Here is a 14,275-nt window from a genome sequence, read left to right as displayed (position 1 = left end):
AATGCGACGCAAGCTGGATAACGACGTGATCCGCAACGTGCGCGGGCTGGGCTGGCGGGTACCGGCAATATGAAAACTTTCCGCTTTATGCGCTCACTGCGCAACAAATTACTCTCTACGCTGCTGCTTATTCACCTGCTGATGATCGGCGGCGTCACCTGGTATTTCTTCAGCTGCTACGGCGATATGGTCGGCACCATGAAGGACGATCAGCTGGCAAAAATCGCTGATGCCTGGTCCACCAATAAACAAATGCCCGCCCTGATGCCGATGCTTATTGCGCCTGACAAAGCGAAGAGCGCCTTTGTGGTGCAGCTGTGGGACGATCAGGGCCAGTTGCGAGCCAGCTCATGGCCGGAGTTACAGGCCCCGCTGCAAAACCAGCGCGGCTATCGCGATGTCCATATCGGTCAGTGCGACGACTGCGAATGGCGCATCTATACCCGGCCCGGCATGCCTGGCAGCGAGATCAAAACCATCCAGGTGATGCACAACCTCAGCTATATGAAGGCATTGATGGTCAAGCGGGCGCTGTCAGCGATCATTCCGTTGATCCTGATGATGCCGCTGTCGCTACTGGTGATCTGGCTGGTGGTGCGCAAGATCACCCGGGATCTGCAGGTCGCTTCGCGTCAGATTGCCGCGCAGGAGACGCATCATCCGCACAATGTCTCACCCGAAGGCTTGCCGGATGAGATCCTGCCGCTGGTGGCCGCCTACAACTCGCTGTTGAGTAAGTTGCGTGAGGCCTGGTCGTCACAGCGTCAGTTCCTGGAAGATGCGGCGCATGAGCTGCGCACCCCGGTAACGGCGGTGACGTTGCAGCTGGAAAACCTGCGTCAGCATATCCAGCCGGGCGAAGCGAGCCGGCAGTTCAGCCAGCTGGAAGCGGGCGTCACACGCACCCGGCATCTGGTCACGCAGTTACTCAATGTCTCGCGCCAGGATGACCAGAGCGTGGTGGCCAGCATTGAGCATATCGAACTGGAAGATCTGCTGAAAGAGAGCATTGAGCAGCTGATGGTAGTGGCGGATAAACGCGGCATCGATATCGGCTTCAACGGCTCCACGCAGTACCGTCTGCAGGCCAGCCGTTCCGAGCTGCGCAGCCTGTTCGATAACCTGATTGGTAACGCCATGTTGCACACGCCGGAAGGCAGCCTGGTCGATGTACTGCTGCATCGGGTCGCGGGAAAAACGGTGGTCGATATTGTTGATAACGGGCCGGGTATGCCGGAGTCCTTTATCGAGCGCGCGTTTGATCGTTTTACCCGTTCGCCTGACGTTAAAGCCCAGGGCAGCGGGTTGGGATTATCTATTGTGCGCAACGTCGCACAGAAGCATCAGATTCACGTCGCCCTTTCCAATTGCCTGACGCCACAGGGTGCCATTTGTGGTTTGCAGGTTCGCGTCACCCTTCCCTGATCCCGCCTGTTTGATCACGAACCAGACAACGTAAACGGTTGCCTGGTTCCGTTCGATCCACGCCGATATTGTGAAGTGCATCACATTTTAGCTGAATTGTAATGCAACACTTTTTGACAAACGTGAGCAAAATCTATTTTCTATCGATCTGTTACAGGCACGCTACGCGGGCTAAAGAACTGGCTGTTATTTGCTGTGAAACCCTCATTCCCATCAAGGGACCGATTTCTCTCTGACTGCGTCTGCTGTGCGGCGGTCAAAAGCATGTGGCTGATAATAATGAAATATAAAACGTTGATAGCAGGTGCCGTGCTGGCATGTTCATTGAGTGGTGCTGCGCAGGCCGCTGAAAGCGATCCGCAGTATGTCTCCGACTGGTGGCATCAGAGCGTTAACGTGGTAGGCAGCTACCACACGCGTTTCGGACCCCAGTTTAACAACGACGTTTATCTGGAATATGAAGCGTTTGCCAAGAAGGACTGGTTCGATTTTTATGGCTACCTTGACCTGACCAACTTCTTCGGCGCAGGCAACAGCAACGCCAACGGCATTTTTGATCACGGTTCACCGATGTTCATGGAGATTGAGCCGCGCTTCTCTATCGACAAACTGACCGGCACCAGCCTGGCCTTTGGCCCGTTCAAAGAGTGGTATTTCGCTAACAACTACATCTACGACATGGGCCGCAACAGTGACAGTCGCCAGAATACCTGGTATATGGGTCTGGGCACCGATATCGATACGCACAGCGATGTCGGCCTGTCGCTGAACGTCTACGCCAAATATCAGTGGGAAAACTACGGTGCGGCGAACGAAAACAGCTGGGACGGCTATCGCTTCAAGGTGAAATACTTCGTGCCAATTACCACGCTGTGGGGTGGTAATCTGGGCTATGTGGGCTTCACTAACTTTGACTGGGGTTCTGATCTCCGCGATAAAGGCGGCTCATCACGCACCAGCAACTCCATCGCCTCCAGCCACATTCTGTCACTGGGTTACGATCACTGGCACTTCTCTGCGGTAGCGCGTTATTTCCACAACGGCGGACAATGGGCAGATGGTCAGGAACAGAACTTCGGCAACGGTCCATTCGAAGTAAAATCGACGGGCTGGGGTTACTACCTGGTGGCGGGTTATAACTTCTGATGATAGCGGGCGCTTTAATTACCGCCCGTTTAGCAGGAAAGCTGGCCCAGGACGTAATACACCAAAGCCAGCTTTTCAGATGCAGGCTTATCAAATAAACACTGCATCTGCCCCGCTTTTAGTTCTGCGGCTTTTCAACATTGATGCGCCACGGAATGTTGAACTTATCAATGAACATCGCGAATCCGTTCGACCAGAACGTCTCCTGCCATTCCGTTGTCACCTTGCCGCCTGCCGACAGTTTCTCAAACCAGGCCTTGCCTTTTTCAACATCAGTAGTTGAAAGGCTGACCGCGTAACCGGCATGTTCTGACGCTGGCGGCTGATCGGTATTGCCATCGCTGAGCATCAGCTCACCATCACCAATGCGCAGCTGGGCATGCATGATCTTTTCTGGCGGCTGCGGCGCTGCAGACTGATCGCCGACCTGCTCACCCTGATCCGGCATGTCACCGAATTTCATTTTAGAGAGTAACTCTCCACCGGTTGCCTGCAGGTAAAAGTCGATAGCCTCTTCACAACGGCCATAGAGAAACAGATAAGGACTAACTTGCATCGTAACCTCTATTTGTCGGTTGGATTTTTTTCAGTACCTTAACAGTGTAGACGATCGACTTTACTCGTTGATTTTACTGGCAATACCGTCGAAAGAGTTGTGCCATATAACTGCTCATTGGAGTCAGCGTGGTGTCTTTGCGCTGAATCAGATAGAAGATCGCTTTCGGCAGGGGATCGTCGAGCGCCAGCGCCACCAGTGACCGACCCAGAATCGGATCGTCAATCACGTCGACCGACAGAATGCTGATGAAATCGCTTTGCGCCACCAGGCTGGTGCAGGCCATAAACGTTTCACAGGTCACCACGATTTTGGGAGCCATGCCACGCTCGCCAAACAGATCATGCAGCAAACGGTAGTAACTGCCTTTGGGCGTTGGCATCGTCCAGTCCGCCTGCTGTAACGCCGCCAGAGAACGCGCTTTTTCCAGCGGATGGCCTTTGCGCACCACCACTTTGTACTCGCGCTCCATCATCCGCTCATACATCAGCTCCTGATCGAGATGGCTCTGATCATAGGTATTGATGGTGAAATCGAGCGCGCCCTGGCGCAGCTCATGTACCATCGATACCAGCTGGCCTTCGACGATGCGCACTTTTACCAGCGGGTATTCGCGATGAAACTGGTTAATCACCTGCGGCATGATGGTACGTGCCACGCTGCCACCCACTCCGATATTCACCTGACCGCCACCCAGTCCCAGCCGCTGCTGGATATCTTCCTCGGCAACCCGCAACTCCGCCAGCACCAGGCTGGCATGACGAAAAAAGTTATCACCGATATCCGTCAGTACCACGCCCTGCTGACGGCGGATAAACAGCTTTGCCCCCAGCTCGCGCTCCAGTTCCTGAATCGCTTTGGTTAACGCCGGTTGCGACAATCCGGAAAGACGGCTTGCCGCCCGGATACTGCCCTGTCGCGCAACGTCTGTGAAGGCGCGCAGTTGATGAAGTTTGAGATTGGCAGACATAGTTTTTCGATAACCGTTGTTTATCAGTCACAAGATATTCGCATCTTATGCAGCCCAGCACCATTGTGTAGATTCGAAGCAGTGCATAAAAAATCAACAACGAGGAGAGAGCCGATGAAACCCCTTTCAGACCACGTCAGCGCCCTGCTGCCACAACTGCAACAGTGGCGTCGCGACTTCCATCACTATGCCGAATCGGGCTGGCTGGAGTTCCGCACCGCGACGTTAGTCGCAGAAGAACTGCATAAGCTCGGTTATCAACTGAAGCTGGGCCGTGAGGTGATCGATGCCGATGCGCGGATGGGTTTACCCGACGAAACCGTGCTGAAGCAGCAGGAGGCGCGTGCGCTGCAACAGGGCGCGCTGCCGCAGTGGATCAGCCACTTCTCCGGCGGATTCTGTGGCATCGTAGCAACGCTTGAGACCGGCCGTCCTGGCCCGGTGATGGGCTTCCGCGTCGATATGGATGCACTGGATCTCAATGAAAGCCAGGCAGGCGATCATCTGCCACAGCGTGAAGGGTTCGCCTCCTGCAACGCCGGCATGATGCACGCCTGCGGGCATGACGGTCATACCACTATTGGTCTGGGCCTCGCCTCGGTGTTGATGGCGATGAAAGATCAGCTCAGCGGCACGATTAAACTGATCTTCCAGCCCGCCGAAGAAGGTGTGCGTGGTGCCAAAGCGATGGTCGCGGCGGGCGTGGTCGATGACGTTGAGCGTTTCACCGCAATTCACATCGGCACCGGCGTGCCAGCAGGCGAAGTGGTATGCGGCAGCGACAGCTTCCTCGCCACTACCAAGCTGGATGTTCACTTTACCGGCGTCGGAGCCCATGCGGGTGGTCGTCCTGAAGAGGGTCGCAATGCCCTGCTGGCCGCCGCACAGGCGACGCTGGCCCTGCATGGCTTAACCCAGCACAGCGGCGGCGTGGCGCGGGTCAACGTGGGCGTGCTGCAGGCGGGAACCGGCCGCAATGTGGTGGCCGACAGCGCCCTGCTGAAAGTCGAAACCCGTGGCGTCACCAATCAGGTTAATGACGATATTTATCAGCAGGCGCTGCGGGTGATTGCCGGCGCAGCAGCGATGTATGGCGTTGAGCAGCAGGTTTCGCTAATGGGTGCTGCGCGCAGCTGTACTCCGACACAGCCGTGGGTCGATTTCATTCACCAGCAGGCGGACGCACTCGGCATGTTTGACTCTGTGGTCGACCGTAAAGCGCAGGCAGCAGGTTCGGAAGATGCAACCTACATGATGGAGCGCGTAAAGCAGCGCGGCGGTCAGGCCTCTTACGTCATTTTTGGCTGTGAACTGGCGGCGGGTCACCACAATGCGAAATTCGACTTTGATGAGCGGGTAATGCCGGACGCCATCACGCTGCTGGCAACGCTGGCGCTGAATCAGGCGCAGTTCGGGGGATCACGATGATGGAAGCGTTTATAGCCGAGTATATCGATCGCCATCAGCTCCGCTTCAGCACGCTCAGTGACGCCATCTGGGACACGCCAGAAACCCGTTTCGCCGAGACGCGTTCCTCTGCTCTGCTGGCCGACGCGCTGGAAAAAGAAGGATTCACAGTTGAACGTGGCGTGGGCGGCATCGACACCGCGTTTATCGCCAGCGCAGGCAGCGGCAAGCCGGTGATTGCCATCCTCGGCGAGTTCGATGCGCTGGCCGGTCTGAGCCAGCAGTCGGGCTGTGCCCGGCCACAACCGATGGAAGCCAACGGCAACGGACATGGCTGCGGCCACAACCTGCTCGGCACGGCGGGTGTTGCCGCAGCCTGCGCCGTGAAAGCCTGGATGGAACAGCATCACACGGGCGGCACGGTTCGCTTTTACGGCTGCCCCGGCGAAGAGGGCGGATCGGGCAAAACCTTTATGGTGCGCGAAGGGCTGTTTGACGACGTCGATGCCGCCGTGACCTGGCATCCGGAAGGTTTCAGCGGCATGTTTAATCTGCGCACGCTTGCCAATATTCAGGCGGCATTCAGCTTCAAAGGCGTCGCCGCTCACGCCGCCAACTCACCCCATCTGGGCCGCAGCGCGCTGGATGCCGTCACGCTGATGAATACCGGGGCCAACTTTCTGCGCGAGCATATCGTGCAGGAGGCCCGACTGCATTACGCCATTACCAACAGCGGCGGCGTATCACCGAATGTGGTGCAGGCCGATGCGGAGGTGCTCTACCTGATCCGCGCCCCGGAACTGCCACAGGCGCAGGCGATTTATGAACGGGTGATCAATATCGCCAGGGGCGCAGCCCTGATGACCGACACCACACTGACCGTACGTTTTGACAAAGCCTGTTCGGACTACGTGCCGAATCGCGCGCTGGAAGCGGTCATGGAGCGTTATTTGCATCAGTTTGGTTTGCCCGACTACAGCGACGAAGAGCGCGCGTTTGCGGCTGAACTGCGTGCCACGCTCACTGATGATGATCTGCGCAATGCCCGGCTCAATGCCGCCCGAACCGGTGGTGAAGCCGGTCACGCCTGGGCTGAACAACTGGGCGATAAGCTCTTTATGGATGAAGTCGCGCCCTATGCGGTCACACGTGAGCTGCTCTATGGCTCCACCGACGTCGGCGATGTCAGTTGGGTGACGCCGACTGCACAGTGCTTTTCGCCCTGCTTTACCTTTGGCACGCCGCTGCACACCTGGCAACTGGTGGCGCAGGGCCGCACCAGTATCGGGCATAAAGGAATGTTTCTGGCGGGAAAAGTGATGGCAGCCACGGTGTTAACGCTGTTAACGGATCAGCAGGCGCTGGCTGGCTGCCGGGCCGAGTTTGATCGGATACGCGCCGCACAGCCCTATCACTGCCCGATCCCGGCGGGGATCAGACCAACAAAACTGGCCGAATGAGCCAACGGCCGTGTCTCTGACGCGGACCACTATAAGAAATATTGCAAACACTTCCCTGACTCAGCGGTGCCGGAACTGAACTCACCGCCTGTCGCGCAACGCGACCGGCGTCAGGCCTTGCTACCGCCGATAAAAGGGACACAAGACGAGAACCAATACCATGGAAGCAACATCCGAGAACCGCAGTCCTGGCCGGCTCTTTAGCTGGATCGAGCGCGTGGGGAATAAAGTACCCAATCCGTTTTTACTGTTTGTCTATTTGATCGTGGTGCTGATGGTGGCGACCGCCATTATCAGCGCGCTGGACCTGGCGGTGAAGAACCCCAGCAACGGCGAAATCGTGCGGGTGAATAACCTGCTGAGCGTCGCAGGCATTCAGTGGATCCTGCCCAATATCATCAAAAACTTCAGCAGTTTTACCCCGCTGGGATCGATTCTGGCGCTGGTGATTGGTGCCGGGCTGGCAGAAAAGGTCGGCCTGTTACAGTCGCTGATGGTCAAGATGGCGTCGCGCGTCAGCCGCCGTTATGCCAGCTACATGGTGCTGTTTATCGCCTTTTTCAGCCATATCTCCTCGGATGCCGCACTGGTGGTGATGCCGCCGCTGGGGGCGCTGATCTTCCTGGCGGTGGGCCGTCATCCGGTGGCGGGCCTGCTGGCCGCGATTGCCGGTGTGGCCTCCGGCTTTACCGCCAACCTGCTGATTGTTACCACCGATGTGTTGCTCTCGGGTATCAGCACCGAAGCGGCTAAAGCAGTCAGCGATACGGTGCACGTCAGCGTCATCGACAACTGGTTCTTTATGGCGACCTCGGTGATTGTGCTGACGATAGTGGGCGCGCTGCTGACCGATAAATTTGTCGAGCCGCGCCTGCCGCAGTGGCAGGGTAACGGTGAGAAGCTGGCGGCACTGACGCCACTGGAGAACCGCGGCCTGCGGGCTGCCGGGATTGCCGCGCTGCTGTTTATCGCCCTGATGGCGCTGCTGGTGGTGCCGGAAAATGCGCCGCTGCGCAATCCCGCCACCGGCGCCATTATTCCCTCGCCTTTTATTCAGGGCATTGTGCCGATCATCATCCTGTTTTTCTTTGTGGTCGCCATTGCTTACGGCGTAGTGACCCGGCAGATCCGCCGTCCGGATGATATCCCGCAACTGCTGGTCGATCCGATGAAGGGCATGGCGGGTTTTATCGTGATGGTGTTTCCGCTGTCACAGTTCGTGGCGTTCTTCAACTGGAGCAACATGGGCAAATTCATGGCGATCGGGCTGACCGATGTGCTGGAGAGCGCAGGCGTCAGCGGCGCGCCCGCGTTTCTTGGGTTGATGTTCCTGTCAGCATTTCTCTGCATGTTTATTGCCAGCGGCTCAGCCATCTGGTCGATTCTGGCTCCGGTCTTCGTGCCGATGTTTATGCTGCTTGGCTTCCATCCCGCCTTTGCACAGATGATTTTCCGCATCGCCGACTCCGCCGTGCTGCCACTGGCACCGATGTCGCCGTTTCTGCCGCTGTTTCTCGCCTTTTTGCAGCGTTACCAGAAAGATGCGCAGCTCGGCACCTATTACGTGCTGATCTTCCCCTATCCGCTGGTGTTCTTTATCAGCTGGATAGCGCTGCTGCTGGTGTGGTATCTGCTGGGTCTGCCGATCGGGCCAGGCGTCTGGCCGAAACTGCCTTAAAGCACAGTGCCACCGATGAATGTTTCATCGGTGGCACGTTTTATTTTTTGTTAAACGGCGTGCAGGGAACAACGACTCATTGCGCCGCCAGCTCCTTAAAAAATTCCGGGTTTTTCTGGATAGTGACCAGTACTTTAGCTGCCAGCCCGGTCGGGTTACGCCGTCCGGCTTCCCAGCTCTTTATGGTATCCAGGCTGGTTCCCAATGCCGTCGCCATCTCGCTCTGTGAGACGTTAAGCTGTGCCCGGATAGCCTTCACGTCGGCAACCGCGTAACGGGTAACACGACCGGGCTCCCTGACACCGTTTTTGATCTCCACAGCCTCTTCCAGCGATGCTTTCAGCTCGTCAAAAAAACTCACGTTACACCTCATCTTTCAGTAATTGTGTCAGCTTCTTTAGCTCAGCTTTTTCCGCGTTCGTGAGACTCTCTTTAATACTCTTTGGGTAGGCCATCACCAGGTAGATCACCTCAGCGGTGGCCAGGAAGTAAATCACCCTTGCGCTGCCGCTTTTGCCCTGATTACCTGTCGCCATCCTGATTTTACGCAGCCCGCCGGTTTTCTGAATGAGATCGCCTTTTTCCGGTGACTCAATAAGCGCCTTCTGAAGTTCCCGGAGCTCTTCATCTGTGGCGATCTGCTTTATTTGCCGGGTAAACATCGGGGTCTCAATAAACTCAATCGCCTGACTCACTGGCTGTTCCTCCATTCCCTGGAGAGTACATAGTACACCCCAGGTATGGCTATGAGAAGAGTGAATCGGGGAGGTCAGTTGTCGAACATGCACTATTTCTGCAGCCAGCCTGGCCTGTTGCTGCGTGACCAGAAAGAGATAGCACCCGAAACCCACATGATTTTTTGGCTCCCCTGGCCGAAACTGCCTTAAAGCACAGTGCCACGGATGGCAAAACCTGCAACGTACGTTGCTAAATAGTCAGCAACGACCCTCTCGGCAACGGCGGATGAATTGACTATTCTGCTATTTCTTCGCTTGCTAACGGTTAACTATTTTAATAAGCCTCCGACCGGCTGCGAGTCGTCTCCACACTGCCTGAGGTTCACGCTGACATGACCACCTCCTCCACCAGCCTGCCGCCGATGCACGCTTCATCGGCGGCCCGTAACAGCTTAGCCGCTCGGGTTGATGCGCTGCCCTCCTCCGCCGGATTGTGGCGCTTTATTACGCTGCTGGCGCTGGGCGGCTTTTTTGAGCTTTATGACCTGTTTGAAACCGGCTATATCAGTACCGGCCTGCTGTCGGCGGGCGTATTTCACACGGGTGCGGCAGGCGTGCTGGGCTTTTCCGATCAGGCGGCCTTCGCCTCGGCCACTTTTCTCGGTCTGTTTTTCGGTGCCAGCCTGCTGGCGCCCTACGCTGACCGCTTTGGTCGCCGTCTCACCTTTATGTGTGCGCTGCTGTGGTACGGGCTGTTTTCGCTACTGATGGCGTTCCAGCAGAGCGCGGAGATGATTATTCTGTTCCGCTTTCTGGTGGGGATCGGGCTGGGCGTCGAGCTGGTGACCATCGATACCTATCTGTCGGAATGGGTGCCGACCCATCTGCGTAGCCGTGCCTTTGCCTTCTCCTTTTTCGTGCAGTTTTTATCGGTGCCAGCCGTGGCGCTGATGTCGTGGTGGCTGATTCCGCAAACGCTGTTCAGCCTTGAAGGCTGGCGCTGGGTGGTCATTGCGGGCGCGGTCTGTTCGCTGGTGATCTGGCTGGTGCGCAGGAACCTGCCGGAGTCGGCGCGCTGGCTGGCGCAACAGGGCCGTCATCAGGAGGCGCATCAGGTGTTGTCCACAATGGAGCAACGCTGCGGCATCCCGGCTGGACCCGCTTTTTCAGCTGATGACGCCGCGGCGCAGCTGCCAAAACGGGGGCGTTTCAGCGAGATCTGGTCACCTGCTTACCGCAAGCGCACCCTGATGCTGGTGGTGATGAACTTTTTCCAGGCAATCGGCTTTTTCGGCTTTGGTAACTGGCTGCCTGCGCTGCTGTCAGGAAACGGTGCCACGGTGACGCACAGCCTGCTCTATGCCTTCTTCATCACGCTGGCCTATCCGCTGGGATCGCTGATCTGCAGCCGCTACGCCGACAGGCTGGAGAATAAGTGGCAGATCGTCCTGTCGTCGCTGATGACGGTGGTGTTCGGCACGCTGTTCGCCTTCCAGACGCAGCCGGTGTTGCTGATTCTCTGCGGCTTCCTGATCACCTGGTCCAACGCCTGGCTGACCTTCAGCTTCCACGCCTATCAGACCGAGATTTTCCCGACCCATATCCGGGCGCGGGCGGTCGGCTTCTGCTACTCCTTCAGCCGCCTCTCTACGGTATTCAGCAGTATTTTGATTGGGGTGATATTGCAGTATGCCGGCACGCCAGGTGTGATTACCTTTATCGTGCTGAGCATGGTGATGGTGATGTTGTCGGTAGGGATTTACGGGCCGAAGACGCGCGGTATCGATCTGGAGAATATTTAAAAGAAAAGGCCGTCATCGCGCTGATGACGGCCTTTTTTACTGCAGATTATTTGCCTTCCAGTACCCGAATATCCGCACTGCCCAGCCGATCTTTCTCATCTTTACGCAGCGCAGCGACCTGTTTCGCGCTGACCGGCTCAGACGCCTTATTGCCCCAGCTGTTACGCACGAAGTTCACCACGTCCGCCACCTGCTGATCGTCAAGACGCCAGCCGAATGCCGGCATGGTAATGGTCGACGGCGCGCCATTGACGCCAGGCAACTGTCCACCCACCAGCACGATATGGATCAGTGAGGTCGGATCGTCCGCCAGCACCACCGGATTGCCGCGCAGCGCCGGATAGAAGCGTTTATAGCCGCTGCCATCGGTTTTATGGCACGCCGCACAGCTGTCGACATAGGTCGCAGCACCGGTCTGGCTGTCATCACCACGCCACAGCGCTTTTGCGGTGGCATCATCCACGCTGAACGCCGCCTGATGGGGATCCTTCGCGCCCAGCGACTTCAGATAGCGCGCGATGGCGGTGATATCGGACTCACTCAGATGCTGCAGACTGTGTTCCACCACGTCGGTCATGCCACCAAAAGCGGCGGTCTGATCGTTGCGGCCATAACGCAGGAACTGACGCAGATCCTCTTCGCTCCAGCGTCCTAATCCATCACGGTTATCGCCGCGCAGGTTGCTGGCGGTCCAGCCATCAATCGGTGCACTGCTGCCCGCCAGATAGTCACTGCCCTCACCGTTGGTCAGCGCCTTCTCCTGCATGGTGATGCTGCGTGGCGTGTGACAGGCCCCGCAGTGACCCAGTCCTTCAACCAGATAGCGACCACGTGCCAGCACCGGATCTTCCTGGGCGGCAGGCTGGAACGCTTTCACGTCGGGCGCAAAAATCCCGCGCCAGATCGCCAGCGGCCAGCGCATCGACAGCGGCCAGGGAATGTCGCTCTCCCGGTTTGGCTGCCCGACCGGCGCGACGCCATGCATGAAGTAGGCGTAAAGCGCCTTCATATCTTCATCGCTGACCACTGCGTAAGAGGGATAAGGCATCGCCGGATAGAGCGTATCGCCATTTTTCGCCACACCCTGACGCACCGCTTTCTGGAAGTCGTCGTAGCTGTATTCGCCAATGCCAGTGGCGGCATCGGGCGTGATATTGGTGGAGTAGATGGTGCCAATCGGTGTCGCCATCGGCAGACCACCGGCAAACGCTGCGCCGCCTTTGCTGGTGTGGCAGGCCACACAGTCACCGGCGCGCGCCAGATACTCACCCCGTTTAACCAGATCGTCCTGGCTGCTATCCGCCAGTGCAGCGAACGTCAGAGAGCCAAGAATCAGAGCCAGAATGCCATTTTTCATCGCCATCTCCTTATGCCTGCACCAGTGGACCGGGGTTTTTCAGGTAGTGTTCGCGAATCGCTTTGGCTGACCAGTAGGTCAGCGCCGCCACCATGCCGGTCGGGTTGTAGCCCAGTCCCTGCGGGAAGGCTGACGCACCAGGTACGAATACATTGGGCACGTCCCAGCTTTGCAGATAACGGTTAACCGCACTGGTTTTGGGATCGTCACCCATGATCGCGCCGCCACTAATGTGGGTGGTCTGATACACCGTGGAGTCAAAATGGGTGCCCGGCTTTTTCGCGCCACCGATAATCATCTTCGGATTCATCGCTTCGGCGATATTGCGCATCTTACCGACCATAAACTGCGCCATCTTGATGTCGTTCTCCTGCCAGTCAAAGGTCATGCGCAGCAGCGGCTGTCCATAGGCATCTTTGTAGTTAGGATCGAGATCGAGGTAGTTGGCGCGATAGGACTGGTGCGCACCGTGCGCATCCATCGACAGATGGTGGGTGTAGGTATCCGCCACCGCGGCTTTCCATTTGCTGCCCCAGTTGGGTGTACCCGCTGGCACCGGCAGGCCGGAGATCGGTTTGGTACCCGCCTGGTTAACCCAGAATGGCGAACCGCCAACAAAGCCCAGCGGCCCGTGGTCAAAGTTATCCGCGTTGAAATCATCAACCGCAACACCCGCGCCACCCGCACCGATAAACGGATTGGTGGTGGTATTTTTATCAAACAGCGCCTTGAGCGTAGAGAGGTTCTGATAGGCGAAGTTGCGGCCTACGGTGCCTTCATTGGTAATCGGGTTATACGGTTTACCGATTCCCGACAGCAGCATCAGATGCACATTGTGGAACTGGAAGGCGGAGAGGATCACCAGGTCAGCGGGCTGAACCTGCTCGCGACCCTGACCATCCACATAGGTCACGCCAGTTGCACGTGTTTTGTCATCGCTGAGATTGACCCGCAGCACATAAGAGTTGTTACGCAGCTCAAACTTCGGCTCCTGACGCAGCGCGGGCAGGATGTTGACGTTCGGCGAGGCTTTGGAATACATGTAGCAGGCGTAGCCGCTGCAGTAACCGCAGAAGTTGCACGGCCCCATCTGCGCGCCATAGGTGTTGGTATAAGGACCCGAGGTATTGGCAGACGGCAGATCGTAGGGATGATAGCCGACAGATTCTGCCGCCTGAGCAAACAGCTGCGACGAGTAAGTGCGCTTCTGCGCGGGCAGCGGGAAGTTATCTGAGCGATCGGGCGCAAACGGGTTGCCGCCTTTATCTTTGCCGACCACTTTGCCCTTGATGCTCCAGGCGTTGCCTGAGGTGCCAAAGACTTTTTCTGCCTTGTCGAAGAACGGCTCCAGCTCATCGTAGCTGACGCCAAAATCCTGAATCGTCATGCCTTCCGGGATGAAGTTCTTGCCGTAGCGCTCTTCGTAGTGGCTGCGCATCCGCAGCTCAACCGGGTCAACGCGGAAATGAACGCCAGACCAGTGAAGACCCGCGCCACCAGTGCCGGTGCCGGGCAAAAAGGCTGCCAGCTGGCGATAGGGCACCGCCGTCTGCGACGCGTCATGACGAATCGTCACGGTGCTTTTAGAGAGATCCTGGAACAGTTTTTTGCGGACGTTATAGGTCAGCTCATCAATGGACTGTGGATAGGAGCCATCGGGATAGGTATCGCGATGCGGTCCACGCTCCAGCGCCAGCACGTTGAGTCCTGCTTCGGTCAGCTCTTTCGCCATAATCGCGCCTGCCCAGCCGAAGCCAACAATCACCGCATCCACTTTTTTCATTTCGTTTGCCATGC

Annotated in this window: 12 protein-coding genes and 1 pseudogene; 7 read left to right on the top strand and 6 right to left on the bottom strand. The window is 57.3% G+C overall.

Annotated elements, in window-relative coordinates:
• From AC2LB6_RS21070 to AC2LB6_RS21060, 3 genes and pseudogenes are all read left to right on the top strand, one after another.
• A pseudogene (locus AC2LB6_RS21070) lies at positions 1–73 on the top strand (DNA-binding response regulator); the annotation flags it as partial.
• The gene (locus tag AC2LB6_RS21065) at positions 70–1,425 is read left to right on the top strand and encodes a sensor histidine kinase (RefSeq protein ID WP_490094997.1); all 1,356 of its coding nucleotides are present in this window, start codon (positions 70–72) and stop codon (positions 1,423–1,425) included. The pseudogene AC2LB6_RS21070 and the gene AC2LB6_RS21065, both read left to right, overlap by 4 nt.
• A gap of 279 nt (positions 1,426–1,704) precedes the next feature.
• Entirely contained in the window at positions 1,705–2,571 is an 867-nt protein-coding gene (locus tag AC2LB6_RS21060) for a nucleoside-specific channel-forming protein Tsx (RefSeq protein WP_490094996.1), read from the top strand.
• A 118-nt stretch (positions 2,572–2,689) separates the two neighbouring features.
• On the opposite strand, the gene yjdN is transcribed toward AC2LB6_RS21060, so the two are convergent.
• Positions 2,690–3,127, bottom strand: a complete 438-nt coding sequence (yjdN, locus tag AC2LB6_RS21055) for a VOC family metalloprotein YjdN (protein WP_064690597.1) — start codon at positions 3,125–3,127, stop codon at positions 2,690–2,692.
• Positions 3,128–3,200: 73 nt separating this feature from the next.
• Positions 3,201–4,097 carry a LysR family transcriptional regulator gene (locus AC2LB6_RS21050; RefSeq protein WP_490094995.1) on the bottom strand — a complete coding sequence of 299 codons (897 nt, stop codon included), beginning with the start codon at positions 4,095–4,097 and terminating at the stop codon, positions 3,201–3,203.
• A gap of 114 nt (positions 4,098–4,211) precedes the next feature.
• On the opposite strand from AC2LB6_RS21050, the gene AC2LB6_RS21045 reads away from it, so the two are divergent.
• The 3 genes from AC2LB6_RS21045 to abgT all read left to right on the top strand — a co-directional run bounded on the left by AC2LB6_RS21045 (position 4,212) and on the right by abgT (position 8,642).
• Positions 4,212–5,525 carry a M20 family metallo-hydrolase gene (locus tag AC2LB6_RS21045; protein WP_490094994.1) on the top strand — a complete coding sequence of 438 codons (1,314 nt, stop codon included), beginning with the start codon at positions 4,212–4,214 and terminating at the stop codon, positions 5,523–5,525.
• Complete coding sequence (locus AC2LB6_RS21040) at positions 5,522–6,964, top strand: M20 family metallopeptidase (RefSeq protein WP_490094993.1); 1,443 nt, start codon at positions 5,522–5,524, stop codon at positions 6,962–6,964. Before AC2LB6_RS21045 ends, AC2LB6_RS21040 begins: the two co-directional genes overlap by 4 nt.
• A 160-nt stretch (positions 6,965–7,124) precedes the next feature.
• Positions 7,125–8,642, top strand: coding sequence for a p-aminobenzoyl-glutamate transporter (gene abgT, locus AC2LB6_RS21035; protein ID WP_490094992.1), 1,518 nt, complete (start codon positions 7,125–7,127; stop codon positions 8,640–8,642).
• A 76-nt stretch (positions 8,643–8,718) separates the two neighbouring features.
• Here abgT and nadS read toward each other — a convergent pair whose 3' ends face one another.
• Both nadS and AC2LB6_RS21025 read right to left on the bottom strand, forming a co-directional pair.
• Positions 8,719–9,003, bottom strand: a complete 285-nt coding sequence (gene nadS / locus AC2LB6_RS21030; RefSeq protein WP_031594167.1) for a NadS family protein — start codon at positions 9,001–9,003, stop codon at positions 8,719–8,721.
• Position 9,004: 1 nt separating this feature from the next.
• Positions 9,005–9,337, bottom strand: coding sequence for a type II toxin-antitoxin system RelE/ParE family toxin (locus AC2LB6_RS21025; protein WP_039389389.1), 333 nt, complete (start codon positions 9,335–9,337; stop codon positions 9,005–9,007).
• 374 nt (positions 9,338–9,711) lie between these two features.
• Here AC2LB6_RS21025 and AC2LB6_RS21020 point away from each other — a divergent pair, with 374 nt between their 5' ends.
• Positions 9,712–11,121 (top strand): MFS transporter, encoded by a 1,410-nt coding sequence (locus tag AC2LB6_RS21020; protein ID WP_490094991.1) that lies wholly within the window; start codon positions 9,712–9,714, stop codon positions 11,119–11,121.
• 46 nt (positions 11,122–11,167) lie between these two features.
• On the opposite strand, the gene AC2LB6_RS21015 is transcribed toward AC2LB6_RS21020, so the two are convergent.
• Complete coding sequence (locus AC2LB6_RS21015) at positions 11,168–12,478, bottom strand: c-type cytochrome (protein WP_490094990.1); 1,311 nt, start codon at positions 12,476–12,478, stop codon at positions 11,168–11,170.
• Positions 12,479–12,488: 10 nt separating this feature from the next.
• Positions 12,489–14,273, bottom strand: a complete 1,785-nt coding sequence (locus AC2LB6_RS21010; RefSeq protein ID WP_490094989.1) for a GMC family oxidoreductase — start codon at positions 14,271–14,273, stop codon at positions 12,489–12,491.
• Positions 14,274–14,275: the final 2 nt, after the last annotated feature.

It is taken from the genome of Pantoea sp. RCC30.1 (assembly GCF_058148845.1).
This window is presented reverse-complemented; position numbering and strand designations above follow the sequence as displayed.

Coding starts and splice junctions, on each gene's coding strand:
- AC2LB6_RS21065 (WP_490094997.1), top strand. CDS start 70: ATGAAAACTTTCCGCTTTATGCGCTCACTGCGCAACAAATTACTCTCT.
- AC2LB6_RS21060 (WP_490094996.1), top strand. CDS start 1,705: ATGAAATATAAAACGTTGATAGCAGGTGCCGTGCTGGCATGTTCATTG.
- yjdN (WP_064690597.1), bottom strand. CDS start 3,127: ATGCAAGTTAGTCCTTATCTGTTTCTCTATGGCCGTTGTGAAGAGGCT.
- AC2LB6_RS21050 (WP_490094995.1), bottom strand. CDS start 4,097: ATGTCTGCCAATCTCAAACTTCATCAACTGCGCGCCTTCACAGACGTT.
- AC2LB6_RS21045 (WP_490094994.1), top strand. CDS start 4,212: ATGAAACCCCTTTCAGACCACGTCAGCGCCCTGCTGCCACAACTGCAA.
- AC2LB6_RS21040 (WP_490094993.1), top strand. CDS start 5,522: ATGATGGAAGCGTTTATAGCCGAGTATATCGATCGCCATCAGCTCCGC.
- abgT (WP_490094992.1), top strand. CDS start 7,125: ATGGAAGCAACATCCGAGAACCGCAGTCCTGGCCGGCTCTTTAGCTGG.
- AC2LB6_RS21020 (WP_490094991.1), top strand. CDS start 9,712: ATGACCACCTCCTCCACCAGCCTGCCGCCGATGCACGCTTCATCGGCG.
- AC2LB6_RS21015 (WP_490094990.1), bottom strand. CDS start 12,478: ATGAAAAATGGCATTCTGGCTCTGATTCTTGGCTCTCTGACGTTCGCT.
- AC2LB6_RS21010 (WP_490094989.1), bottom strand. CDS start 14,273: ATGGCAAACGAAATGAAAAAAGTGGATGCGGTGATTGTTGGCTTCGGC.